The organism is Paracoccus sediminis (genome assembly GCF_900188295.1).
In the GTDB taxonomy this organism is placed as follows: Bacteria; Pseudomonadota; Alphaproteobacteria; order Rhodobacterales; family Rhodobacteraceae; genus Paracoccus; species Paracoccus sediminis.
Genome location: NZ_FZNM01000001.1, coordinates 65,046 through 86,613 on the forward strand (window position 1 = coordinate 65,046; position 21,568 = coordinate 86,613).

At 66.3% G+C, this 21,568-nt stretch carries 23 protein-coding genes and 1 tRNA gene; 11 read left to right on the forward strand and 13 right to left on the reverse strand.

Translation table 11 applies throughout. The features are described 5' to 3' along the window. Window positions 1–114: 114 nt before the first annotated feature. The 6 genes from CHB77_RS00360 to CHB77_RS00385 all read right to left on the reverse strand — a co-directional run bounded on the left by CHB77_RS00360 (window position 115) and on the right by CHB77_RS00385 (window position 4,934). Entirely contained in the window at window positions 115–477 is a 363-nt protein-coding gene (locus CHB77_RS00360; protein WP_089386200.1) for a hypothetical protein, read from the reverse strand. An 11-nt stretch (window positions 478–488) separates the two neighbouring features. After that, window positions 489–1,409, reverse strand: a complete 921-nt coding sequence (locus CHB77_RS00365) for a Mu-like prophage major head subunit gpT family protein (RefSeq protein WP_089386201.1) — start codon at window positions 1,407–1,409, stop codon at window positions 489–491. Between the two features lie 7 nt (window positions 1,410–1,416). Continuing rightward, entirely contained in the window at window positions 1,417–2,373 is a 957-nt protein-coding gene (locus CHB77_RS00370; RefSeq protein WP_165456180.1) for a phage protease, read from the reverse strand. 830 nt (window positions 2,374–3,203) lie between these two features. Further along, a complete protein-coding gene (locus tag CHB77_RS00375) occupies window positions 3,204–3,788 on the reverse strand; it encodes a hypothetical protein (protein ID WP_089386203.1) in 585 nt (194 codons plus the stop codon). Continuing rightward, entirely contained in the window at window positions 3,755–4,771 is a 1,017-nt protein-coding gene (locus CHB77_RS00380; RefSeq protein ID WP_089386204.1) for a hypothetical protein, read from the reverse strand. The genes CHB77_RS00375 and CHB77_RS00380 overlap by 34 nt, the downstream gene beginning before the upstream one ends. Window positions 4,772–4,857: 86 nt before the next feature. Beyond that, window positions 4,858–4,934, reverse strand: a tRNA-Arg gene (locus tag CHB77_RS00385). A 98-nt stretch (window positions 4,935–5,032) separates the two neighbouring features. Between CHB77_RS00385 and CHB77_RS00390 the strand changes: the two genes are divergently transcribed. The 9 genes from CHB77_RS00390 to CHB77_RS00430 all read left to right on the forward strand — a co-directional run bounded on the left by CHB77_RS00390 (window position 5,033) and on the right by CHB77_RS00430 (window position 13,148). Continuing rightward, window positions 5,033–6,052: a LacI family DNA-binding transcriptional regulator gene (locus CHB77_RS00390; RefSeq protein WP_089386205.1), complete on the forward strand. Its 1,020-nt coding sequence runs from the start codon at window positions 5,033–5,035 to the stop codon at window positions 6,050–6,052. Between the two features lie 21 nt (window positions 6,053–6,073). Then, window positions 6,074–6,898 carry a S49 family peptidase gene (locus tag CHB77_RS00395; RefSeq protein WP_242626503.1) on the forward strand — a complete coding sequence of 275 codons (825 nt, stop codon included), beginning with the start codon at window positions 6,074–6,076 and terminating at the stop codon, window positions 6,896–6,898. Between the two features lie 424 nt (window positions 6,899–7,322). After that, window positions 7,323–9,185 (forward strand): excinuclease ABC subunit UvrC, encoded by a 1,863-nt coding sequence (uvrC, locus tag CHB77_RS00400; RefSeq protein ID WP_089386207.1) that lies wholly within the window; start codon window positions 7,323–7,325, stop codon window positions 9,183–9,185. A gap of 262 nt (window positions 9,186–9,447) precedes the next feature. Further along, window positions 9,448–9,825: a hypothetical protein gene (locus CHB77_RS00405; protein WP_089386208.1), complete on the forward strand. Its 378-nt coding sequence runs from the start codon at window positions 9,448–9,450 to the stop codon at window positions 9,823–9,825. A 69-nt stretch (window positions 9,826–9,894) separates the two neighbouring features. Then, on the forward strand, window positions 9,895–10,527 hold the full coding sequence (gene pgsA, locus CHB77_RS00410) for a CDP-diacylglycerol--glycerol-3-phosphate 3-phosphatidyltransferase (RefSeq protein ID WP_089386209.1): 633 nt from the start codon (window positions 9,895–9,897) through the stop codon (window positions 10,525–10,527). Next, window positions 10,517–10,768, forward strand: a complete 252-nt coding sequence (gene moaD, locus CHB77_RS00415) for a molybdopterin converting factor subunit 1 (protein WP_089386210.1) — start codon at window positions 10,517–10,519, stop codon at window positions 10,766–10,768. Before pgsA ends, moaD begins: the two co-directional genes overlap by 11 nt. Before the next feature lie 5 nt (window positions 10,769–10,773). After that, a complete protein-coding gene (locus CHB77_RS00420; protein ID WP_089386211.1) occupies window positions 10,774–11,208 on the forward strand; it encodes a molybdenum cofactor biosynthesis protein MoaE in 435 nt (144 codons plus the stop codon). Beyond that, window positions 11,202–11,711 carry a hypothetical protein gene (locus CHB77_RS00425; protein WP_242626502.1) on the forward strand — a complete coding sequence of 170 codons (510 nt, stop codon included), beginning with the start codon at window positions 11,202–11,204 and terminating at the stop codon, window positions 11,709–11,711. Before CHB77_RS00420 ends, CHB77_RS00425 begins: the two co-directional genes overlap by 7 nt. Before the next feature lie 66 nt (window positions 11,712–11,777). Continuing rightward, window positions 11,778–13,148, forward strand: a complete 1,371-nt coding sequence (locus CHB77_RS00430) for a glutamate--cysteine ligase (RefSeq protein ID WP_089386212.1) — start codon at window positions 11,778–11,780, stop codon at window positions 13,146–13,148. Window positions 13,149–13,154: 6 nt separating this feature from the next. Here CHB77_RS00430 and CHB77_RS00435 read toward each other — a convergent pair whose 3' ends face one another. Genes CHB77_RS00435 through CHB77_RS00445 form a run of 3 tightly spaced genes read right to left on the reverse strand, consistent with a single transcriptional unit; the run spans window position 13,155 to window position 15,850 of the window. Continuing rightward, window positions 13,155–13,874, reverse strand: a complete 720-nt coding sequence (locus CHB77_RS00435; RefSeq protein ID WP_089386213.1) for an outer membrane beta-barrel protein — start codon at window positions 13,872–13,874, stop codon at window positions 13,155–13,157. Continuing rightward, window positions 13,871–15,334, reverse strand: coding sequence for a metal-dependent hydrolase family protein (locus CHB77_RS00440; protein WP_089386214.1), 1,464 nt, complete (start codon window positions 15,332–15,334; stop codon window positions 13,871–13,873). The genes CHB77_RS00435 and CHB77_RS00440 overlap by 4 nt, the downstream gene beginning before the upstream one ends. A 6-nt stretch (window positions 15,335–15,340) precedes the next feature. Next, window positions 15,341–15,850, reverse strand: coding sequence for a hypothetical protein (locus tag CHB77_RS00445; protein WP_089386215.1), 510 nt, complete (start codon window positions 15,848–15,850; stop codon window positions 15,341–15,343). A gap of 409 nt (window positions 15,851–16,259) precedes the next feature. Between CHB77_RS00445 and CHB77_RS00450 the strand changes: the two genes are divergently transcribed. Continuing rightward, window positions 16,260–16,631, forward strand: a complete 372-nt coding sequence (locus tag CHB77_RS00450; RefSeq protein ID WP_131023295.1) for a hypothetical protein — start codon at window positions 16,260–16,262, stop codon at window positions 16,629–16,631. 110 nt (window positions 16,632–16,741) lie between these two features. Then, window positions 16,742–17,776: an SGNH/GDSL hydrolase family protein gene (locus CHB77_RS00455; RefSeq protein ID WP_089386217.1), complete on the forward strand. Its 1,035-nt coding sequence runs from the start codon at window positions 16,742–16,744 to the stop codon at window positions 17,774–17,776. Here CHB77_RS00455 and plsY read toward each other — a convergent pair. From plsY to CHB77_RS00475, 4 genes are read right to left on the reverse strand one after another with little or no spacing between them, the layout of a single operon-like run. Continuing rightward, window positions 17,773–18,351, reverse strand: coding sequence for a glycerol-3-phosphate 1-O-acyltransferase PlsY (gene plsY, locus CHB77_RS00460; RefSeq protein WP_089386218.1), 579 nt, complete (start codon window positions 18,349–18,351; stop codon window positions 17,773–17,775). The genes CHB77_RS00455 and plsY overlap by 4 nt on opposite strands. Further along, window positions 18,348–19,619 carry a dihydroorotase gene (gene pyrC, locus CHB77_RS00465; RefSeq protein WP_089386219.1) on the reverse strand — a complete coding sequence of 424 codons (1,272 nt, stop codon included), beginning with the start codon at window positions 19,617–19,619 and terminating at the stop codon, window positions 18,348–18,350. The genes plsY and pyrC overlap by 4 nt, the downstream gene beginning before the upstream one ends. Next, window positions 19,616–20,596 (reverse strand): DUF4268 domain-containing protein, encoded by a 981-nt coding sequence (locus CHB77_RS00470; protein WP_089386220.1) that lies wholly within the window; start codon window positions 20,594–20,596, stop codon window positions 19,616–19,618. Before CHB77_RS00470 ends, pyrC begins: the two co-directional genes overlap by 4 nt. Next, a complete protein-coding gene (locus tag CHB77_RS00475; RefSeq protein ID WP_089386221.1) occupies window positions 20,593–21,555 on the reverse strand; it encodes an aspartate carbamoyltransferase catalytic subunit in 963 nt (320 codons plus the stop codon). The genes CHB77_RS00470 and CHB77_RS00475 overlap by 4 nt, the downstream gene beginning before the upstream one ends. Between the last annotated feature and the right edge of the window lie 13 nt (window positions 21,556–21,568).

Genomic DNA, 21,568 nt, shown 5'->3' on the forward strand with positions numbered 1-21,568 from the left:
CGCCCCCTTACGACGTTCGCGTCCGGGTCCGCCCCCGGCCGGCCTACTCGAACCGCCCATCCGTGCCCTCAATGGCCTATGGGATGGGATCGCGACGGGTTCTTTCGCCTGGGATCACTCGACCGGCTTGACCCCGGCCCAGACCTGATCGCGCAGCTCGGCGGTGATCTGGTCCTTGGCTTCCGGCAGGGCTGCCCGAAGCGCGTCCAGCCTGGGCTTGCCGTCCTTGCCGAAGCTGTCGGCCTCCAGCCCGGCGATCATCGCCTTGAGCCGATCGCCCAGATCGTCGGTCTGGACCTGCGCGATCTCGGCCTCGTCCGGGGCCGGGCCGACATGCAGCATCGGCTCCCCGGCCAGCAGCGCCCATTCGTCGTCGCTGAATTCGGCCTGCTCGACCACGACGCCCGCCTTCGTCCAGCCCCGGCCCAGGCGGAAGAACGGGCCGGGATCGGCGACGGTCTTGACCAGGATCCTCATCGCGCCCTCCCTCACAGCCAGTCCGACACGATCGTGTCGACGGCCTTGTAATGGACGTTGCTTTCGCCGCCCGTCAGGTTGGCCTTGGCGATCAGCTCGTCCGCCGCGCTGCGCAGCGACCGCGGCACGACCAGGACGTTCGGGTTCATGCCCAGCGGCCGCCCGCCATCCGCCTTGAAACCCGCCATGGCGTCGCGGGCCGTCACAAAGTTTGGCACGCTCAGCGCCGCCTTCGAGCAATAGGCCATCTGCCAGAAGCCGTATCCGCCGTTGCAGCGATAGCGGATGCCGTGGACGTAGCGGTCGGCCATGAACACCTGGTCCGAATTGGCCGGGTTGGTCTTGTGCTCGAACTCGGGCTTCGTGCGTTCCTGGAAGATGAAGGGCTTGAGCGGCTTTCGGGTATCCAGCAGATACCAGGCCGGGCCCGGCGCGCCGCCGCCGCTGTCGTAGTTCGACACGGTCGCGGCCGTGCCGGTGCCGTCGACGTTGGGATAGACCGGATGGTCGGTGTCGAAGAAGTACTGCCCGTCATAGCAGGTGGCGGTCGTGCCCGCCGCCATCAGGGCGGCGATGATCTTGTCGGGATGCTGGGCCGCTTCCTGGCCCATGCTCGCCGCCACGGTGCCATAGTGCCCGTATTGATCGTCCTCGATCGCGGTCCGCGCGACGCCCAGGGTGGCCTCGTAGAGGCGGTTCGAGACCTGATAGCCGTGGGCCTTCATGTCGCGCAACACGCGCTCGCCCACCCATTCCTGCAACGTCGGGAAATCGCCCAGCCAGGAATAGGTGTTGGTCGCGGTGCTGGACGGCACCGTGGTTGCGATCCGCTCGAAGACCGCCTCGGCGCGGGCGGCGGCATAGGCGTCCTTGAAGGCCTTTTGCAAGACGGTGTTCAGCGCCACGAGCAGCGCGGGGGTGATGATCGCCATGTTCGGCTTACTCCTTCTTGCCCGCGCCGAAGACGACGGCCGGATCCATGTTCATGGCGCGGCAGACCGCGACCTGTTCGTCGGTGGGACCGGCCGCATCGCCCGGCTTCCTGGCGTCGATGCCCGACCCGGCCGCGATGACCGGGGCCGTGGCCATGGCGGCCTGGAACCGTTCCAGCCCGCCGTCCGACCGGCAGGCGGCCAGGTGGTATTCGCGCGACGCCGGGGCGACCTTGCCGGCGGCGACAGCGGCATCGAGGGCGGAATTGATCGCCTCGTCGCGGCGGGTCTTCTCGGCCGTCTCGAAACCGGCGATCCGGTTCAGGGCCAAGTCGTGATCGGCGCGTGGCACGAACTTGTCCGGATCCGGCATCTTCGCGGCGTTCAGCGCGGTGTCGCGGGTGTCCTTCAGCTTGCCGATGGCCACCACCGCATCGGCGGCACTAGCATTGGCGTTCAGGCCAAGGGCCTCCAGCAGGGCGGGGTCCAGCATCTCGTCGGTCTCCTGTTCGGCGGCGTTCAGCGCGGCCATGTCGAGGTTGGGGTTGTTGGTCAGGCCGGCCGACACGATCGCCAGCACCTCGCCGCTGCGGGGATCGTGGCGGAACGCGGGGCTGAGGTAGCGATAGGCGCGCGAGGCAACGGCCACGCGGCCCTCCTCGGTCCAGTCCATCCGGCCCCAGATCGATCCGTCCCGGCTCTCGATCTCCTCGAACCAGCCGACCGCCGGGGCCGGCTCGCCCTTGGGCGCGCGGATCTGGGTCGAATGCTCGATGTCGATGTGCGGCTTCTGAATGGATGCGTTGAAGGCCGCCGCCACGGCGGCGGGGTCGGACAGCTTCCAGCGCCGGCCGTCGCGGCCGAGGATCCGGGGTCCGGCCGGAATGAGCTGGACCCAGTCCGGCGCGGTGCCGTCCTGGGCGTTGAGGGCGATGCCCTGAAGGGTGGATGAACGTCGTGCCATGCCGATCATCTGGCATGGCCGGACGGCGAAGTGCCCCGTAAAGCACTTCAGGGGGTGGCGAGGATTTCCGGGGGATTTCGGAAGGCCGCGTCAGAGCGCCGTTGAGCGGCCTCTTTGCCCGAATGGTAGCCGCACCTGTGACGGTCCGACAAGGCCCTTCAAACGGTATTCAAATCGCCTCTCAGGGGCCGTTCGGCCGACGAGGGCATGGCACCGTTGCAAAAACCGGCCGGTGCGCCTATGTTCGTGGTGCGCCTGAGCCAATTTTCCCGTCGAACCGGACATGAGCCGTGGGGGATGTGACGTCCCCCCAGGCGCATCAATCCCTCCAAATCTGTCCGCTGCCCAAAAGCCTGCGCAGATAGCGCGCGGACGCCAGCCGATGGCGAGCCACGGCAGATCGGGGTTCTTTTCGACAAAGGCCAGATGCGTGTCGTCCTGATACAGGCCCGGCGGCCCTGCAACCGCGTGCTCGGCGGTCGAGATCCAGCCAGGACGAAGACTCGTGCAACCGCTTCGGTTCGCGTTCCAGCGGTTGGGTCCAGCGTCACGGTCAGGTCGAAGGCGAAGATCACGCGCCACGCGCCCACGGGGCCGACCAAGCCCGGACACTGGACAATGGATGGTTCGCAATCTGACTGTCACGCCATCCACAGGCTTGAGCCAAACGGGCAGGTGGCCACGCAGGTATGACAGAACGCAGCCCGCGAGCAGAAAATAATGAAAATAATCAATAGTTTGATCGATTTTCGGCTGTTCCAGGACCGCCCGCCATCGTCCCTTTCAGACCCACGGCTGGCCAGAAGGCAATGCCGGATTGGCGGGCGCGGTCAGGGGCGCATTCGGTCCAGAGGCACGTTCTGGCCGAAACCGTCCTTTTTGGGAAACATCTGCCGGATGTCTGCCTCGGACGGCGCAGTCTCGGCCAGGGCCTTGCGGGCCTCGTGGATGGCGATGTCCCTTTTGATCGTCAGGACGCGACCAAGGATTTGCGGGATTTGCAGGGCATGGATGGCGGCGGCGGTGGCGGCCAGCAGCGCCAGCGATTGCACGCCCCGCCGCGCGGCATCGGGAACCTCGATCCCGGCAAGGGGAATCGGCCAGGCGATGTCGGGCAGGATCGCGATCAGCATCAGCAGCACCACGGCCACCGCGACAAGCGCCAGGATCAGGAACAGCGTTCGAACCGCCTGTGACAATTCCCGCGCCAGTTCCTCGATCCTCATCACCGACCGTCCCGAGGATGACAGGCTGCCGATGACCAGCGAAACCGTGGGAAGGATGCTGGCCGCGGCCAGCCCCAGAAACGTCACCAGCAGCCGCGACGGATCGCCGATCAGCAGGGGCGGGGGCAGGATCGCCCCAGCCGCGGCGCCTGCGATCAGTGCAACGGCCTTTGATCCTCGAAGCGGCAATCGATTTTCCCGGCAGCGGCCCATTCCCTCAGGGCCTCGACGATCCGCAGCATAGCATCGGTCGGATCAAGAAGGGAGCCTTCGGCTGCAATATCCCTGACGACCGAAAGCTTGACCATGCCGCCCTGTTCCCGCCCGTCGCCGTGCAGGCCGAGATCGGCCGGATCGACGTTGCGCAGCGCCTCGTCGATGGCGGCCCTGGGGATGCGGACCGTGCGCCGCCGGTCCTTGACAAAGACCTTGAGCAGGCCTTCTACCCGCCCCCCGTCCGGCACCTCGGCCAAGAGGCGGGCCAGGGCGTCGTCCTGCCAGCCCATCAGGCGCAGCACGTCAAAGATGGTCGCCCCCGTGTCGCGGGCTTCGCCCGCCGGGCGCCGGAACAGATCGTCCATGGGGTACGGACCGGCATCATTCCGATACCGGGGACGGGCCGACAGGGACAGGTCGCCGATTTCGGACAGCCCTTTTTCCCCGGCGGCCGAAAACCGCGCCAGCAGGACGATCCGTTGCCCAGGATGCAGCTCGCCCGCCTGCCGGAACAGCGCGGTAAAATAGCGTTCCAGGACGGATGCCCTGACCGCCGCGCTTTCGATCAGGCCGACATGATTGCGGTGGACCGCAAAATACAGCACGCCCCTGACGATTCGGGCGCCCTGCCCGACATCGATGTTCTGCACCAGGAATTCGTCCGTGTCGTCGTCCAGCGATTGCAGCACCGCCTGGACATCCGCCCCGGCCCTGAGGTGGATGATCTGCCCGCAAAAGACCGGCCCGTCCCAGGTCGCGGGCGACGACACTTTGTTCAGCACCACATGGCTGCCGTCTCCGTCCAGATCGATCGCCCTCAGCCGTGCATTCTCGCCGATCCGATGACTGTGTGACCGCCGCCGCAAGACATCGACCAGCCTGGTCTTGAGATCCGTGCCGTGCAGCGCGCCATCCGCCTTGCATTCGCGATACTGGATGGTCGCCCGTTTCGGCAAAACGCTGCTCCTGGTTGATTCGAGACAAGTATGACATGCCCAGGTATAGAACAAAACAGGAACACAGAAGATATCCGAGAACGTTCTGGTGACCCCGACAGGACTTGAACCTGTAACCTGCCCCTTAGGAGGGGGCTGCTCTATCCAGTTGAGCCACGGGGCCGCCACTGTTCTTTTGACGGCAGATGCGCGCTTTGGCAAGGTTGTCGCGGGACCGGACGGGCGCTAACATCGGGAAACGCCCTTATCGGACGGAATGGAATGAATACTCCCAGACCCCGCCGCCCGTTGACCCTGCGCGACGTGTCCGAAGCCTCCGGCGTGTCGGAAATGACCGTCAGCCGCGTGCTGCGCAACCGGGGCGACGTGTCCGCCGCGACGCGGGAAAAGGTGCTGACGGCCGCCAAGACGCTGGGATATGTGCCCAACAAGATAGCCGGCGGGCTGGCCAGCCAGCGGGTGAACCTGGTGGCCGTGGTCATTCCGTCTTTGTCGAACTTGGTCTTTCCCGACGTTCTGGGCGGCATTTCGGCGGAACTGGACGACACCGGCCTGCAACCCGTGATCGGCGTCACCAACTATTCCCCCGCGCGCGAGGAGATGGTGCTTTACGACATGCTGTCCTGGCGCCCGTCGGGCGTGATCCTGGCGGGGTTGGAACACAGCAAGGCGTCCCGCGCCATGCTGGGCAATTCCGGCATCCCGGTGGTGGAAATCATGGACGTGGACGGCGAGGGCATCGACACGATCGTCGGCATTTCCCACCGCCGCGCGGGGCGCGAGATGGCGGCGCGGATCTTGGCCGCGGGCTATCGCCGGATCGGCTTTGTCGGCACCCACATGCCCGAGGATCACCGCGCCCGCAAACGCCTGGCCGGGTTCGAAGACGGCCTGGCCGACGCGGGCGTGACGCTGGAGGCGCGCGAATATTACCAGGGCGGGTCAAGCCTGCTGAAGGGGCGCGAACTGACCGAACGGATCCTGAATCGCGCGCCGGATCTGGATTTCCTGTATTTCTCGAACGACATGATCGGGGCCGGCGGGCTGCTCTATTGCCTTGACAAGGGCTATGACATTCCGACCCGCATCGGACTGGCGGGCTTCAATGGCGTCGATCTGCTGGAAGGTCTGCCGGTGCGGCTGGCCACGACCGATGCGCGGCGCGTCGATATCGGGCGCCGCGCGGCGCGGCTGGTCGCGGGCAAGGACAGCATTCCCGAAGATCGCATCATCGCGCTGACCCCGACCTTTCTGCCGGGCGATACCATTCGGGCCGCGTGACGCTTGTGGCAGGGGGCGCCCATGATTAAGTCTGTCGCCATGCGCATTCCCTTTCTTGACCGTCTGACGAACAGGGGGCCCCGCGTATCGGTGATCCGGCTGCATGGCGCCATCGGCATGGCCGGGCGCGGCGGCGCCCTGACCGACGCGGCCCTGGCCCCGGTGATCGAGCGTGCGTTCCGCAAGGGCAAGCCGGTTGCCGTGGCGCTGTCCATCAATTCGCCCGGCGGATCGCCGGTGCAGTCGTCGCTGATCGCCGCGCGGATCCGGCGGCTGTCCCGCGAAACCAAGACCCCGGTCCATGCCTTCGTCGAGGATGTCGCGGCGTCGGGCGGATACTGGCTGGCCTGCGCGGGGGATGACATCTGGGCCGACGAAAGCTCGATCCTGGGGTCGATCGGGGTGATTTCGGCCGGTTTCGGATTCCAGGATCTGATCGCCCGCTGGGGGATCGAACGCCGGGTCCACACGGCAGGACGGTCGAAATCCACGCTGGACCCCTTCCGTCCCGAACGCCCCGAGGACGTGGCGCGCCTGCACACCGTGCTGGAGCCGATCCACCAGGCGTTCAAGGATCATGTGACCGCCCGGCGCGGCGCAAAGCTGGCGGCGGACCGTGACCTGTTCACCGGAGAATTCTGGGCGGGGCGGCAGTCGGTGGATCTCGGGCTGGCTGATGGCATCGCCCATCTGGTTCCCAAGATGAAGGCGATTCATGGCGACAAGACCCGCTTTGTCGTCCATGCTCCGCGCCAGTCGCTGTTCCGCAGGCTTGGCCTGTCGGCGGAAACCGTGCTGGACGCGGCCGAGGAACGCGCGGCCTTTGCCCGCGTCGGCGCCCGATGAGCGTTCGCGCCGTTCTCTTGTTCCTGTTGGTGATGCTGGTGATGGCTCTGCTGCGCGGCCCTGCGTTCCGCCGCGGCGTCCGGCGCCTGTTGGGAATCGGATCCCCTGGCCGTTCACCCAGGCGCCGCCGGGACTGACGCGCGGGCATTTGTCCCCGGCCGGGTAAGGTTCGTTAAGCAAGGGACTGAATCTTCGCGCGTTTCCGCCAGAGGCACCCTTCTTGTAATTTTTCACCGTGAAAACAACAGATTGGAATTTTGCCTAAAAATCAGGCAAAGTCACGGAATTGTAACGATTGCTGGACAGGATCCTCCTGCCTCACAGGACTCTCACAGACTTATCCACAAAGGCGGTGGACAGCTTGCGCCTTGCAATCGCTGCGGGGAACTTGCAGCCCGCCAGAGGAATCACTTTCTTGACGGACATGACCCAGGACAGACCCAGCAAGACCGGCCACGCGCTGATCCAGGATTACCTGCGCCAGCTTGACCGCAGCCCCGGCGTCTATCGAATGCTGGATGCGCAGGGGGGCGTTCTGTATGTCGGCAAGGCGCGCGATCTGCGGGCGCGCGTGTCGAACTATGCCCGGCCCTCGGGCCATTCGGCGCGGATCGCCCGGATGATCCGCGAGACCTGTTCGATGATGTTCCTGACCACGCGCACCGAAACCGAGGCGCTGCTGCTGGAACAGAACCTCATCAAGCAATTGAAGCCGCGCTACAACGTGCTGCTGCGCGACGACAAGTCATTCCCGAACATCCTGGTCGCGAAATCCCACGCCTTTCCGCAGATCAAGAAGCATCGCGGGGCGAAATCCGAAAAGGGCGACTATTACGGCCCCTTTGCCAGCGCGGGCGCGGTCAACCGCACGCTGACGCAGTTGCAGCGGGTGTTCCTGCTGCGCAACTGCACGGACGCGACCTTTGAATCGCGCACCCGGCCCTGCCTGCTGTTTCAGATCAAGCGGTGCAGCGCGCCCTGCGTCGGGCGCGTCTCGGCCGAGGATTACAACGCGCTGGTGTCGGATGCCGAACGGTTCCTGCAAGGCAAGACCACCGTGATCCAGGCCAACCTGGCCCGCGACATGGCGGCAGCGGCCGAGAACATGGAATACGAACGCGCCGCCGCCCTGCGCGACCGGATCAAGGCGCTGACCGCCGTGCAGTCGGTCCAGGCCATCAACCCCAAGCGCGTGGCCGAGGCCGACATCGTCGCCCTGCACATGGACGGCGGCCAGGCCTGCGTCCAGGTCTTTTTCATCCGCGGCAATCAAAGCTGGGGGAACCGCGACTTCTATCCCCGGCTTGGCGGGGTCGAATCCCCGGCCGAGGTGATGCAGGCCTTCCTGCTGCAATTCTACGACGACAAGCCGCCGCCCCGGATGATCCTGCTGTCCCACAGCCCCGAAGAACCTGACCTGACGCAACAGGTGCTGTCCGAGCGCGCCGCCCGCCGCATCGTCATCGGCGTCCCCCAGCGGGGCGAAAAGTCCGATCTGGTGGAAAACGCCCTGCGCAACGCCCGCGAAAGCCTGGCCCGGCGCATGTCCGAAAGCGCCACCCAGCTGCGCCTGCTGGAGGGCGTGGGCGAGGCCTTCGACCTGCCGGCCCCGCCCCGGCGGATCGAGGTCTATGACAACAGCCATATCATGGGCACCAATGCCGTGGGCGGCATGATCGTGGCCGGGCCGGAGGGTTATATCAAAAGCCAGTACCGCAAGTTCAACATCAAGGGGACCGAGATCACGCCGGGCGACGATTTCGGCATGATGAAGGAAATGCTGGGCCGCCGCTTTGCCCGCCTGCTGAAAGAGGATCCCGACCGCCAGTCCGATGCCTGGCCCGACCTGCTGCTGATCGACGGCGGCGCGGGGCAGGTGTCCGTCGTGGACGGCATCCTGGCCGAACTGGGGGTCGAGGATATTCCGGTGGTCGGCGTTGCCAAGGGCATCGACCGCGACCAGGGCAAGGAGGAATTCCACCGCCCCGGCCGCGCGCCTTTCGCCCTGCGCATGAACGACCCGGTCCTGTATTTCATCCAGCGCCTGCGCGACGAGGCGCATCGCTGGGCCATCGGCACCCATCGCGCGAAACGGGCCAAGTCGGTCATGGCCAATCCGCTGGACGAGATCGCGGGCATCGGCGCGGCCCGCAAGCGCGCGCTGCTGGCCCATTTCGGCAGCGCCAAGGCGGTCAGCCGCGCGGGCCTGACCGATTTGCAGGCGGTCGAGGGGATTTCGGCCGCGATGGCGCAAAAGGTCCATGACCATTTCAACGCCCGAACCTGACGCCGCAATGCAGAAATGCACGACGAAACGGCTTGGACGGCAGGGAATGATTTCCCGAAGTTGACGCCCGGTCCGGAACAATGATTTTCGTCCCTGGGCCTGAATTGCGGATAAGTCCTTGCAGATCGCATGTTTGACCATGCGCGGCGATCCCGTCGGAATGCGTGCTGCGCTGCTGCGTGGCAGGGCCGGTAACGTAATACCGCCCTGTTGCGTTTATGTCGCGTTATGGTTGTGACTTGCTCAACCCAAGGAGGCCCCAATGCCCCGCGTGCTTGAACACAGCAGCGTTGACTCACGGACCCCTGCCTTCGATCTGCCAAAGACCTTCGACACCCATGACTGGGACGAGTTCAAGCCCCGCCTTACCGAACTGGAGGCAGTGGTGACCGACAACTATATCAGCGGCAGCGATCCGGTGCTGTGCGTCCGCGACCAGGACGGCCGCAACTGGACCATCGAACTGGCCAGCCGCGCCCGCAACGCCGAAATCGGGCTGAAGGAAAGCGCCGCCCTGCCTGGCGATCCGGTTCGCGTGATCGGCCGCCGCACCCGCCATTTCGGCGAACAGCGCATCAAGGCCGTGCATCTGACCATCGCGGGCCGCGCGTTCGAGATGTATCCCGGCGCGCTTGGCTGAACGGCTGGGGCGGCGCATTTCGGCGCGCCGCCCCTTTCCAAGTCTGGCGGCACCGACTAGCTTGCCTTCATGCGTTGGACCGTCCCCAATATCCTGACCCTTCTCCGGCTGATCGCGGCGCCCGCGGTGCCGCTGATGTTTCTGTATTTCAGCCGCCCCTTTGCGGACTGGGCGGCGCTGGCGCTGTTCATGATGGCCGCCGTCACCGACTGGATCGACGGCTATCTGGCGCGTAGCTGGCAGCAGGAAAGCCGGTTCGGCGCCGCCATGGACCCCATTGCCGACAAGGCGATGGTGGTGATCGCCATCGTGGTCATCACCGGCTATTCCGGCATGAACCCTTGGCTGATCCTGCCCGCCACCCTGATCCTGTTCCGCGAAGTCTTCGTGTCCGGCTTGCGCGAATTCCTGGGGTCGAACGCGCGGCTGCTGAAGGTCACGAAGCTGGCGAAATGGAAGACCACGACTCAGATGGTCGCCATCTCGGTCCTGTTCCTGGGCACGGGGCTGGCCTTTGTCGAACACGGGCGGGCGCCGCTGGTGGGTGAATCGCGGCTGCCCTTTTCGTTCTCGTGGGCGGATCTGGCGACGCAGATGGGGCTGCTGCTGATCTGGATCGCGGCCATCCTGACCGCCTGGACCGGCTGGGACTATTTCGTCAAGGCGCGCCCCTATCTGCGCGAGCCGGGCCATGACGCTTGATGTCCTTTACTTTGCCTGGCTGCGCGAACGCATCGGCCAGCCGCGCGAACGGATCGACACCGACGCCGCCACCGTCCGCGACCTGATCGCGGATCTGGCGGCCCGCGACGACTGGCACGCGGCGGCATTCGCCGATCTTGCCGCCGTGCGCTGCGCCGTGGACCAGCAGCTTGCCGACCTTGACGCCCCCCTGTCCGGCGCCAGGGAGGTCGCGTTCTTCCCGCCCATGACCGGAGGCTGACGGCGATGTCGGCCCGCGTGCAAACCGCGCCCTTCGACCCGGCCGCCGAACTGGCGGGTTTCGGCGCGGGCGCGGGGGCCATCGTGACCTTCACAGGCCTCGTCCGCGACGACACCGGGGCCATGGCCGCGCTGGAGATCGAGCATTACCCCGGCATGACCGAACGGGCGCTGTCCGATTACGGGGCAGAGGCGGCCGGCCGTTTCGACCTGACCGACTGGCGCATCGTCCATCGCCATGGGCGGCTGGCCGTGGGCGAACCGATCATGATGGTTGCCACCGCCGCCCGCCACCGGCAGGCGGCGTTCCAGGCGGCCGATTACCTGATGGACTGGCTGAAATCCCGCGCCCCCTTCTGGAAACGCGAGATTGGCCAGGACGGCATTGCCCGCTGGGTCGATGCCAAGGCCGGCGACGAAGCCGCGCTGTCGCGATGGTGATCCGCCCCGAACTGCGCGCCCGCGTCGCCCGCTGGTCGGAAACCCTGGTCGCCGCCGCAATCCTGCTGGCGGGCCTGTGGCTTTCCCTGCGCGGCGGCTGGTTCTTCGCCGCCCTGGGGGGCTTGGTCCTTGTGGTCGGCCTGTCGCTGCTGATCGGCGCGGTCCGCCGCCTGCCGTTCCGGCGCGGCATCGCGGCCCCCGGCCTGGTCGAGGTGGACGAGGGCGTCATCCGCTATTACGGCGCCGCCGTTCTGGGCGGTGAAATCGCCCTGCGCGATCTGGTGGAAATCCGCCTGCTGCGGCTCAAGGGCCGGGGCCACTGGCGCCTGCGCAACCTTGCGGGAGAGGCGCTGCTGGTGCCCGTCGATGCCGCCGGATCGGATGCCCTGGCCCATGCTTTCACCGCGTTGCCGGGCCTTGACATGGGCGCCGTATCCGCCGCCTTGGCCCATGTCGCCGATCAGTCCGATGCCGTGCGCACCGTTTGGCGGAGACCCGGTTGAGGCGGGTTGACTCGGCCCCCGCCCCGCGTCACCTGTGACCCGCAACGTCTCGAAAGGCCCCGCCTCATGTCGATACCACAACAGGGCGGAGGCCCGATCGAAAGCCGCGACCAGCTTGCCGCCTATATCGCGTCGGGCGAAAAGCCGCGCGAGGCCTGGCGCATCGGGACCGAGCACGAGAAGTTCGGCTATGACAAGGCGCGGCTGCTGCCCTTGCCCTATGACGGGGCCTGTTCCATCCACGCGATGCTGACGGGCCTTCAGGAACGCTTCGGCTGGGCGCCGGTCATGGAACAGGACAAGCTGATCGGGCTGGAACGGAACGGTGCCAACATCAGCCTGGAACCCGGCGGGCAGCTGGAACTGTCGGGCGCGCCGCTGGAAACCATCCACCAGACCTGCGACGAGGTGAACGGCCATCTGGCCGAGGTGCAGGAGATCGCCGACCGAATCGGCGCGGGCTTTATCGGCCTGGGCGCGGCGCCGGTCTGGGGCCAGGACCAGATGCCGATGATGCCCAAGGGGCGCTATCGGCTGATGACCGATTACATGGACCGCGTGGGCACGCTGGGCAAGCAGATGATGTACCGCACCTGCACGGTGCAGGTGAACCTGGATTTCGCCAGCGAAGCCGACATGGTCCGGAAGATGCGCGTGGCCCTGTCGCTGCAACCCGTCGCCAACGCGCTGTTCGCCAATTCGCCGTTCCTGGACGGCAAGCCCAACGGCTGGAAAAGCTGGCGCGCGCATATCTGGCAGAACCTGGACGCCGCGCGCACCGGGATGCTGCCCTTCGTGTTCCGGGACGGCTTCGGCTATGACGCCTGGGTCGATTACGTGCTGAACGTGCCGATGTATTTCGTGTATCGCGACGGCCGGTATATCGACGCCCTTGGCCAGTCGTTCCGGGATTTTCTGGACGGCCGCCTGCCGGCCCTGCCGGGCGAGGTGCCCACGCTGTCGGACTGGGCCGACCACATGACCACCGTGTTCCCCGAAGCCCGCGTCAAGAAATACATCGAGATGCGGGGCGCCGACGGCGGCCCCTGGCGCAGGCTTTGCGCGCTGCCCGCGCTGTGGGTCGGGCTGATCTATGACCAGACGGCGCTGGATGCCGCCTGGGATCTGGTCAAGGGTTGGGACGACGACACCCGAGAGTCCTGGCGGCGCGAGGCCGGGATCCACGCCCTGGACGCGCAGGTGAACGGCGTTCGGATGCGCGATCTGGCGCGGCAGGTGCTGGAGATCGCGGAAGCAGGTCTGAAGCACCGCGCCCGAAGCGGGGCGGGGGGACTGGTCCCGGACGAGACGCATTTCCTGAACGCGCTGAAGGAAAGCGTGGACAGCGGCAAGGTCATGGCCGACGAATTGCTGGACAAATACCATGGCGACTGGGGCGGCGACCTGACCCCGATCTATCGCGAATATTCCTACTAGGCGCGATCAGAACCGCCAGGTCAGGCCCAGCAGCGGGCCGGCCATGGTGGCGTCCACCCGCGTGCCGCCGCTGCGGTAATCCACGTCAAGCCGCCGATAGCCGACCGAGACATAGGCCCGGTCGGTCATCTGGTAATTGACCGTGGCGACGACCTGGGTGGTCTTTTCCGACCCCATGCCGGTGATGCCATAGTCCAGATAGGCGATGGCCGACCATCGCGGCGCCAACCGGTAATTCGCCCGCAATGCCAGGATCGGATCGACGAAATCCTTGTCGCCCGACCGGCTGATCGCCCCGCCCGCGACGGATACCTCGGCCTTGATCTTCCAGGCGCGCACGCCCGCCAGCACGTCCAGGGCAAGGCTGCCGTTGTCGATGGCGCGCCAGCCCGCCGCCAGGGTCAGGGACCGTTGCCGCAACTCGGCCGTCGCCGGAAGGCCCGGCGGGATCAGGCCGGATTTCGAACTGGCCGAATAGCTGAGATCGCCCAGGACGACAAAGCGGTTCCTGCGGGCATAGGCCGACAGGAAGAAGGCCGCGTCCAGATCCTCCAGCACCTCGGAAAAACTCTTGTCGAACTCCAGCGTGGGCGCGCCGGTGAAGGGGGTCACATCGCCCCCCAGGCCCGAGGCCCAGACATAGGGCGTCACTTGGGCGTTCCAGTCCTGCGCCAGGGCAGGCGAGGCGGCCAGCGCGGCGGCGGCAAGGGCGGCAATCCAGATCATATCGAGTCCCCCGAAAGCTCGTTCTTGAACAACCGGCCGTTCTTTACGATCAGCCGCAGGTTGCCGGTATCGTCCAACCAATCCAGGCTCTGTTCCGGATCCCCGTCGATGACCAGCAGATCGGCCAGCGCGCCGGGGGCGATCACCCCCAGCCTGCCGTCATAAGGCGCCCGCGCCCCCGACAGCGCCAGCAGCCGCCCCGCCGCCCCCGTCGCGCGGTGCAGCGCGGCCAGCGGCGACATGAAGCGCGCCAGTTTCGCCAGTTGCCGCCCCTGGCTTTCGCCGCCGCCATACAGGATGTCGCTGCCGAAGGCCCAGTTGACCCGGTGCCTGTCGGCCCATTCGAAGGCGCGCTCGGTTCCTTGGGCCACCTGCTGCTGGGCGGCGATGGCCTTGGGGTCGGTATAGCGGTTCGCATCCTCGTCGGCCAGAAAGGGCTGGATCGACCACCAGGTGTCGGTGTCGGCCATCCTCCGCACGGTATCCTCGTCGGCCAGATGCCCGTGTTCTATGGATTTCACCCCGGCGGCGATGCAGCGGCGGATGCCGGGCGCGGTATAGACATGGGCGCAGACATAGGTGCCCCAATCCGTTGCGGCCTCGACCGCCGCGCGCATTTCCGCTTCGGTGAATTGCAGCGATTCCAGCGGATCGTATTGCGACGCCACGCCGCCGCCCGCGGTGATCTTGATCTGGCTGGCGCCCTTCATCAATTGCTCGCGGGTGCGGCGCAGCACTTCGGGAACCCCGTCGGCCAAGGCCGACATGCCCTGCCGGCTGGCGTAATCGGCCGGATCGCCGGGCATCATCGGCAGGCTGTTCTGGAACCGGAAATCCCCGTGCCCCGAGGTCTGGGAAATGATCGCCCCCGCCGGAAAGATGCGCGGCCCTTCGACCACGCCCCGGTCGATGGCGGCCTTTAGCCCGAAGGCCGGGCCGCCCACGTCGCGCACGGTGGTGAAACCGCGCCTCAGCGTGGCCCCGGCCTCCTGGCCCGCCATCAGGTGCAAGAGGCCGATGTCCTGGGTCATGGCGACGATCTGGCTGACGGCGGCCAGGGTCGTATGCCAATGCGTGTCGATCAGGCCGGGGATGACGGCGCGCCCGCCGCAGTCGATCCGTTCGGCGTCCTGCGGACCCTGGCCGGGGGCGGGCAGGGCGGCGATGCGCCCGCCCTCGATCAGGATCTCCGTCCCCTCGCGCAGGGACAGCTGGTCGCCGTCGAACAGCCGCAGGTTGGTCAGCAGGACGGGCCGGGCCGGACCTTGGGCGCGCACGGGGCGCGGTGCCAGGCCAAAGCCCGCGAACATGCCCACCACCGCCGCCATTCCGCCGATCATCTGGCGGCGGGAAATGTCGGCCTCGATCCGCCGCATGATGGCCAGGGTGGTCGGGCTACCGCAATGGCAGAAATGCAGCTTTCCCGTGACGGGATCGGGCTGGAAACAGGCTTGGCACATGGCGAATCACCGATGGACAGGAACGGCCGATACGCAATTGTTTATAGCATGGTGTCTTGATCGCGATGGCCGGAAACCGTGCAGGCCGGTCCGAAAGGCACGGGCGGCGCCCGCGAGGGTTTCCAGCGCATCGGAGCCATCGCTGCCGGTGGCGCCGCAAACGCCATTCTCTGGCCTGACCGATCCAGGCCGGGCCACCTCGGCCTCGGTTCCGCCGCGCGCCAGCAGGCTGGCCAGGTCGATGGCCGTCCGATGGCCAAGGGGTTGCCGGATCACCGTGTCGGCGGTGGGAAAGCCGTTCGCGTTCACAGAGGCGATGATCCTGGCGTTCCTGGGGTTGTCGAACGGTTGCCGCTGTGCGGGATAGACCACGACCCAGGTGCCGTTGGCGGTGTTGCATCCCCTGAGGAAACCCGGCCCCTCGTCCAGGGCCGGCACCTTGCAGGGGTCGGCCACGTTGGCGGTGCGGGTCGGCGCCGCGTCGTGCAGGGCAATCCATTCGCCGTCGCCGGTCATCCGCACGGCCAGTCCGAGGCAATCCGCGCCGGCTTGTTCGCCAGTTCATACCTGCCCGGCGTTTCTTCGGGCAGGTAACGCCGGCGCCGGGATGGGCGACGACGGGCGCCTCGCCCGTCAGGATGCCGCGGCGGCGGCAAGGGGCATCTACGTCAAGCCATTCCCGATCCGGATGTCGTTGACGGGCTTGGCTGTCCGGCCGCAGCCCGCGCATCCTGGCCATGAAGGTTGCCGATCCTGCGGCAGTTCTGTTCTGCTTTGTCAAAATCGCACGGATTTTGGAATGGCCGGTCAGCGCACGACAAAATGAAGGCGGTCCGTCTTGCGCCAAGGGCGCCGGGGTGGCAGGGCGGGGGAAAACCGACCGACAAGACCGATTGACCTGGGGGCAGCAATGAAAGCGGATGTGATGGTTTGGGTGCAACGGATCGTTGGGGCGGTCTTTGCGGTGGGCGTCGTGGCGCTGATCGGCGCGATCGTCACACAGGTGGGCCAGACCCAAGGGTTTCCGCCCCTGCCGATCTTCTTGGGGGTTCTGGGGATCGTGCTGCTGATCCTGCTGTCGTCGATCTGCCTGGCTTTGGTGTCGCTGGCGATCACCGTCCGGCGCGGGGTCGAGGCGATGGGCAGGGCGGCCGTCCAATCCGGCCCGGTTCCGGCCCGCATCTTCACCGCCCAGCCCCTGCGCGAGGCCGCCCGGCAGGGCGAAGGCACGGCCTCGCCGGCGGGCCACGACCGGCCCATCCGGCCCATGGGCAAGACGCTGGTGGCCGAACGCTGAACGGCGGGGCGCAACCCGCCCCCCGTGAAAATTCCTGGACAGAGCGAAGTTTGCCGTTGTCGGCCTGCGGGATCACCGTCTAGCGTCGGATCAACCAATCCGGGGGTATCATGCGCACGTTCCTGCTGACCATTGCCGTCATCGCCGCGCCGTTCACGGCCCAGGCCTCGACCCTGACCGACACCTTCACCAGTTTCTGGGCGTTGGGCGACAGCCTCAGCGACGATGGCAACCTGCCCCTGCCGGTCTTTCTGGCGACGCGTCCGGACGCGCCCATTTCGGACAGGGAAGGCAAGGCGGCCTTCTATGCGCCGGGCAATGCGCCGCGCTATTCGAACGGCCGGACCTTCGTGGAATACATCGCGGCCGCATTCGATGCCGCCGGACGCAACACCGGCAACTTTGCGCGCGGCGGGGCCGAGGCCGCTGAACCCGCCCTTCCCGGCGATCCGACACCGGGTCTGGCCTTCCAGCGTCAGGAACTGGCCGATGCGTCGGCGGAATTCGGGTCGCGGCCCCTGGTGTCCATCCTGATCGGCGCCAACGACATCTTCGAGGCGCTTGCCAGCGCCGATCCCATCGCCAACGCGATCGGCGCGGCAATCGGGGCCGCCAATGCGGTCGCCGACACCGCAAGGTTCCTGGGCAGGCAGGGGGTGGACGATTTCCTGATCGCCAATCTGCCCGATCTGGGCGCGACCCCCGCCTTTGCGCTGTTCCAGCCCGGCGCACGGATTCTGGCAAGCGCGGCCACCAACGCCTACAACGCGCAGCTTGCCGCTAACATCGCCACGCTCGAGGCCGAGGGCCTGAATGTCATCGACCTGGACATCTATGGCCAGCTGAACAGCATCCTGGCGAATCCCGGCGATTTCGGCCTTGGCAACACGACCCTGCCCTGCGTGTTTCCCAATGCGGGCGTGGCGGCCCTGCTGGGGCAGCAGCCGGTCTGCACCGACCGGCAATCGATTGACCGGCTGTTCTTCGATGCGGTCCATCCGAACGCGATCGCCCACGAGCAGTTCGGGCGGATCGCCCTGGACACCATCGAGGCGGACCTGGCGCCCGTCCCGCTGGCGGGAAGCCTGCCGCTGCTGCTGACGGGGTTGGGGGCGGTTGCGGCGCTGCGGCGCCGACGCGCCTAGCGCCGGCCGATCCGCGGTTCGGTTCCGTCCAGAAGACGGGCGATGTTCGGGCGGTGGCGCACAAAGATCAGCACCGCCATGAACAGGCTGACGGCGATCAGGTCGGCACGCCCCATCCCCCAGGCAAAGACCGGCGCCAAGGCGGCGGCCAGCAGCGCCGACAGGCTGCTGATGCGGCTGACGGCCGCCGTCAGCAGCCAGACCGCGCAGGCGATCAGCCCCAGCGGCCAGTGCAGCGCGATCAGCGTGCCCAGAAAGGTCGCGACCCCCTTGCCGCCCTTGAAGCCCAGCCAGACCGGGAAGCAATGGCCCAGAAAGGCTGCTCCGCCGGCCAGCACCGCCGCCGCGTCGCCACCGACATGGCGCGCAAGCAGGACCGCGATGGCCCCCTTGCCCGAATCCAGCAGCAGGGTCGCCAGAGCCGCGGGCTTGTTCCCGGTGCGCAACACGTTGGTCGCGCCGATATTGCCCGAACCGATCTTGCGCAGATCGCCCAGCCCCAAGGCCCGCGCAATCGCGATCCCAAACGGGATCGAGCCGAGAAGATAGCCGAAAATGCCCCAAAGCGCGATCATGCCTGCCCCCCGAACACACGGCGGCCGCCGACCCAGGTGCCCAAGACCCGGCCCTCCATCCGGGCGCCGTCAAACGGGGTGTTCTTCGATTTGGACAGCAGCGTGAAGCGGTCCAGCACGAAGGGCGCATCCGGGTCGAACAGCACCAGATCGGCGGGGGCGCCGACCGACAGGCGCCCGCCCGGCAGGCCAAGGCGTTTCGCCGGGTTCAGCGACATCGCCCGCCACAATTGCGGCAACGACAGCCCGCCCTGGTGATACAGCCGCATCGCGGCAGGCAGCAGCGTCTGCAACCCGACCGCGCCGGGGGCGGCGGCCTCGAAGGGCAGGCGCTTGGATTCCTCGTCCTGGGGCGTATGAAAGCTGGCGATCACGTCGATCAGCCCGTCTGCCACGGCCTGCACCATGGCCAGCCGGTCATCCTCGGACCGCAGCGGAGGGGTGAAGCGGAAAAAGGTCCGGTAATCGCCCACGTCGTATTCGTTCAGCGTCAGGTGGTGGATCGAGATCCCCGCCGTCACGTCCAGCCCCGCATCCCGTGCGCGGCGCAGGGCGGGCAGGGCACGGGCGGTGGTGATCTGGTCGGCGTGCCAGCGGCACCCGGTCATCGCCGCCAGGGCCAGGTCGCGGTCCAGCCCGATCACCTCGGCCACCGGCGATACGGCGGGGATCCCATAGATCGAGGCGAACTTGCCGCCCGTCGCCGCCGCCCCGCGCGACAGGCCCGCATCCTGCGGATGGCCGACGATCAGCGCGCCCAGGCCCCGCGCATAGGTCATGCAGCGCGACAGCAGCCGTGTATCCGCCACCTGCCGCACGCCATCGGTAAAGGCCACCGCGCCCGCATCGGTCAGAAAGCCGATCTCGACCATCTCGCGCCCCTCGCGCGCCTTGGTTAGGGCGGCCATGTGGCGGATGTTGACCGGCGCATCGCCCGCGCGGCGGGTGACGAATTCCAGCGATTCCGGGGTGTCGATGGGCGGGGCCGTGTCGGGCCGCGCGACGATGGTGGTCACGCCCCCGGCTGCGGCGGCAAGACCCGCGCTGCGGAAGGATTCCTTGTGCCGCTCGCCCGGCTCGCCGATCTTGACGCCCCAGTCGATGATGCCGGGTGCCAGCGTGCGGCCGTCGCAGTCGATGACGGTGGCGCCCTCGGGGGCATCGGCGTTGACGGCCTCGATCACGCCGTCCCGGACCAGCAGGCTGCCGGGGGCGTCGGTCTGCGCCTCGGGGTCGATGAGGCGGGCGTTGGTGAAGTGGAGGGTCATAGGCTATTTTGCCCGCTCAGTTGACGAACCCTTGGTCCAAAAATCCGTTGGAATCGCTCAAGATGATCTGCAAGCCAATGGTGCTGAGCTTTCCAGTCCTTTTCATTTGCAGGATCGACATCAGACTGCATTAAGTAAATTCTTGCAGACTGTCGGCTTGGCAACCGATCCCATTCCAGAGAAATGCCGAACTCGTCCTCAATTTGGTTTTTCTTGGTTTCTAGTTCATCAAACCAATGTTTTGCCATCGAACTTTGCAAAAAAAGACTGATTCTATTACGGCGATCCCGTTGACTAAGCTCTAATTGGATCGAAATATTTGCCCGTCCTACTGGATAATCCATCCAGTGTTGCGGTGCTGCCGTGCGGGGCCGAATCGTAGGATTTCTGGCGCCCAGATGATCGATGAATGCTTGCCAAAATCTTTTATACGTCAGCGCGTTTTCTGAAGGTACACTTTCCTCTCGAATGGTTCGGCGAAGATTGCGGCTCCATTCATTTGGCTCGACAACGATGTTGAATCGTGGTGCAGGTAAGCTGTTCCCGATGCGCCAAAGTTCAAGCTCACACGCAAAGAAGGCCTGGCTGTCATCGGTGATGTCATTTAGCCATTCCAAGGCGGCCTTATGTTCTTGTCTGATTTTTTCGCCAACAAGCACCACAGTTCGCGCCTTCAAACCGCCTCCATAAGTTAATAGTTTTCCTAAATGGTCGTGATCGGACTGGCCAAACTGGCATTCAATTAGAACTAGGGAATTTTCCTGCGAGTTTGTGTCTCGGCAGACAAGATCGGCAGAAAAAGAGCCAACGCCTTTTTCCCGTGCTTCAAGTTGCAGCCCTTCAGGACCGAGTCCAAGAGCTTCGGACAGGATGGAAAGGTTCTCTACCTTGGCCAACCACGGCGTGAAATCTTGAGCTTCCTTTTTCCATATCTCTCGGATGAGGGGAATGCGTTCGAGTTTTCCTAGAGCCGTCACACCATCACCCCCGCCGCCGCCCGGCCCCGTTCCGCGCGCAGGTTCCGCGCCAGCAGGTCCAGGGCGGCCATGCGGACGGCCACGCCCATCTCCACCTGGTCCTGGATCACGCTGCGGTTGATGTCGTCGGCGATGGTGCCGTCGATTTCCACGCCCCGGTTCATGGGGCCGGGGTGCATGACGATGGCGTCGGGGGCCGCGCAGGCCAGCTTTTCGGCATCAAGCCCGAAGCGGTGGAAATACTCGCGTTCCGACGGGATGAAGCCGCCGTCCATGCGTTCCTTTTGCAGCCGCAGCATCATCACCACATCGGCGCCGCGCAGCCCTTCGCGCATGTCCTCGAACAGTTCCACGCCCATCTCTCCGGCGCCGGCGGGCATCAGGGTGGCGGGGCCGATCAGGCGCAGGCGGTTTTCCATCTTGCCCAGCAGCAGCAGGTTCGACCGGGCCACGCGGCTGTTGGCGATGTCGCCGCAGATGGCGACGGTCAGGCGGTGCAGGCGACCTTTGGCGCGGCGGATGGTCAGCGCGTCCAGCAGCGCCTGGGTGGGGTGTTCGTGCCGCCCGTCGCCCGCATTGACGACCGCGCAGTTGACCTTTTCCGCCAGCAGGTTCACCGCCCCCGAATTCGGATGGCGCACCACCAGCAGGTCGGGCTGCATCGCGTTCAGCGTCAGCGCGGTGTCGATCAGCGTCTCGCCCTTTTTCACGCTGCTGTGCGCGACGGCCATGTTCATCACGTCCGCGCCCAGCCGCTTGCCCGCCAGTTCGAAGCTGGCCTGGGTGCGGGTCGAGTTCTCGAAGAACATGTTGATCTGGGTCATCCCCTCCAGCGCGTCGGCATGCTTGACCGTGCGGCGGTTCAGGGCGACGTATTCCTCGGCCAGATCCAGAAGCGTGACGATCTCGGGCGGGGAAAGATGGTCGATGCCAAGCAGGTGGCGGGCGCGAAAGGTCATGGGCGGCCTTTTG

What these genes read in the sequence shown, in the direction of transcription:
- CHB77_RS00435 (WP_089386213.1), bottom strand. Translation starts at nt 13,874, where the DNA reads ATGATCTGGATTGCCGCCCTTGCCGCCGCCGCGCTGGCCGCCTCGCCT.
- pgsA (WP_089386209.1), top strand. Translation starts at nt 9,895, where the DNA reads ATGCGTTGGACCGTCCCCAATATCCTGACCCTTCTCCGGCTGATCGCG.
- CHB77_RS00425 (WP_242626502.1), top strand. Translation starts at nt 11,202, where the DNA reads ATGGTGATCCGCCCCGAACTGCGCGCCCGCGTCGCCCGCTGGTCGGAA.
- CHB77_RS00360 (WP_089386200.1), bottom strand. Translation starts at nt 477, where the DNA reads ATGAGGATCCTGGTCAAGACCGTCGCCGATCCCGGCCCGTTCTTCCGC.
- CHB77_RS00405 (WP_089386208.1), top strand. Translation starts at nt 9,448, where the DNA reads ATGCCCCGCGTGCTTGAACACAGCAGCGTTGACTCACGGACCCCTGCC.
- CHB77_RS00370 (WP_165456180.1), bottom strand. Translation starts at nt 2,373, where the DNA reads ATGGCACGACGTTCATCCACCCTTCAGGGCATCGCCCTCAACGCCCAG.
- plsY (WP_089386218.1), bottom strand. Translation starts at nt 18,351, where the DNA reads ATGATCGCGCTTTGGGGCATTTTCGGCTATCTTCTCGGCTCGATCCCG.
- CHB77_RS00390 (WP_089386205.1), top strand. Translation starts at nt 5,033, where the DNA reads ATGAATACTCCCAGACCCCGCCGCCCGTTGACCCTGCGCGACGTGTCC.
- CHB77_RS00420 (WP_089386211.1), top strand. Translation starts at nt 10,774, where the DNA reads ATGTCGGCCCGCGTGCAAACCGCGCCCTTCGACCCGGCCGCCGAACTG.
- CHB77_RS00450 (WP_131023295.1), top strand. Translation starts at nt 16,260, where the DNA reads ATGGTTTGGGTGCAACGGATCGTTGGGGCGGTCTTTGCGGTGGGCGTC.
- moaD (WP_089386210.1), top strand. Translation starts at nt 10,517, where the DNA reads ATGACGCTTGATGTCCTTTACTTTGCCTGGCTGCGCGAACGCATCGGC.
- uvrC (WP_089386207.1), top strand. Translation starts at nt 7,323, where the DNA reads ATGACCCAGGACAGACCCAGCAAGACCGGCCACGCGCTGATCCAGGAT.
- CHB77_RS00430 (WP_089386212.1), top strand. Translation starts at nt 11,778, where the DNA reads ATGTCGATACCACAACAGGGCGGAGGCCCGATCGAAAGCCGCGACCAG.
- CHB77_RS00365 (WP_089386201.1), bottom strand. Translation starts at nt 1,409, where the DNA reads ATGGCGATCATCACCCCCGCGCTGCTCGTGGCGCTGAACACCGTCTTG.
- CHB77_RS00475 (WP_089386221.1), bottom strand. Translation starts at nt 21,555, where the DNA reads ATGACCTTTCGCGCCCGCCACCTGCTTGGCATCGACCATCTTTCCCCG.
- CHB77_RS00445 (WP_089386215.1), bottom strand. Translation starts at nt 15,850, where the DNA reads ATGACCGGCGACGGCGAATGGATTGCCCTGCACGACGCGGCGCCGACC.
- CHB77_RS00455 (WP_089386217.1), top strand. Translation starts at nt 16,742, where the DNA reads ATGCGCACGTTCCTGCTGACCATTGCCGTCATCGCCGCGCCGTTCACG.
- CHB77_RS00395 (WP_242626503.1), top strand. Translation starts at nt 6,074, where the DNA reads ATGATTAAGTCTGTCGCCATGCGCATTCCCTTTCTTGACCGTCTGACG.
- CHB77_RS00440 (WP_089386214.1), bottom strand. Translation starts at nt 15,334, where the DNA reads ATGTGCCAAGCCTGTTTCCAGCCCGATCCCGTCACGGGAAAGCTGCAT.
- pyrC (WP_089386219.1), bottom strand. Translation starts at nt 19,619, where the DNA reads ATGACCCTCCACTTCACCAACGCCCGCCTCATCGACCCCGAGGCGCAG.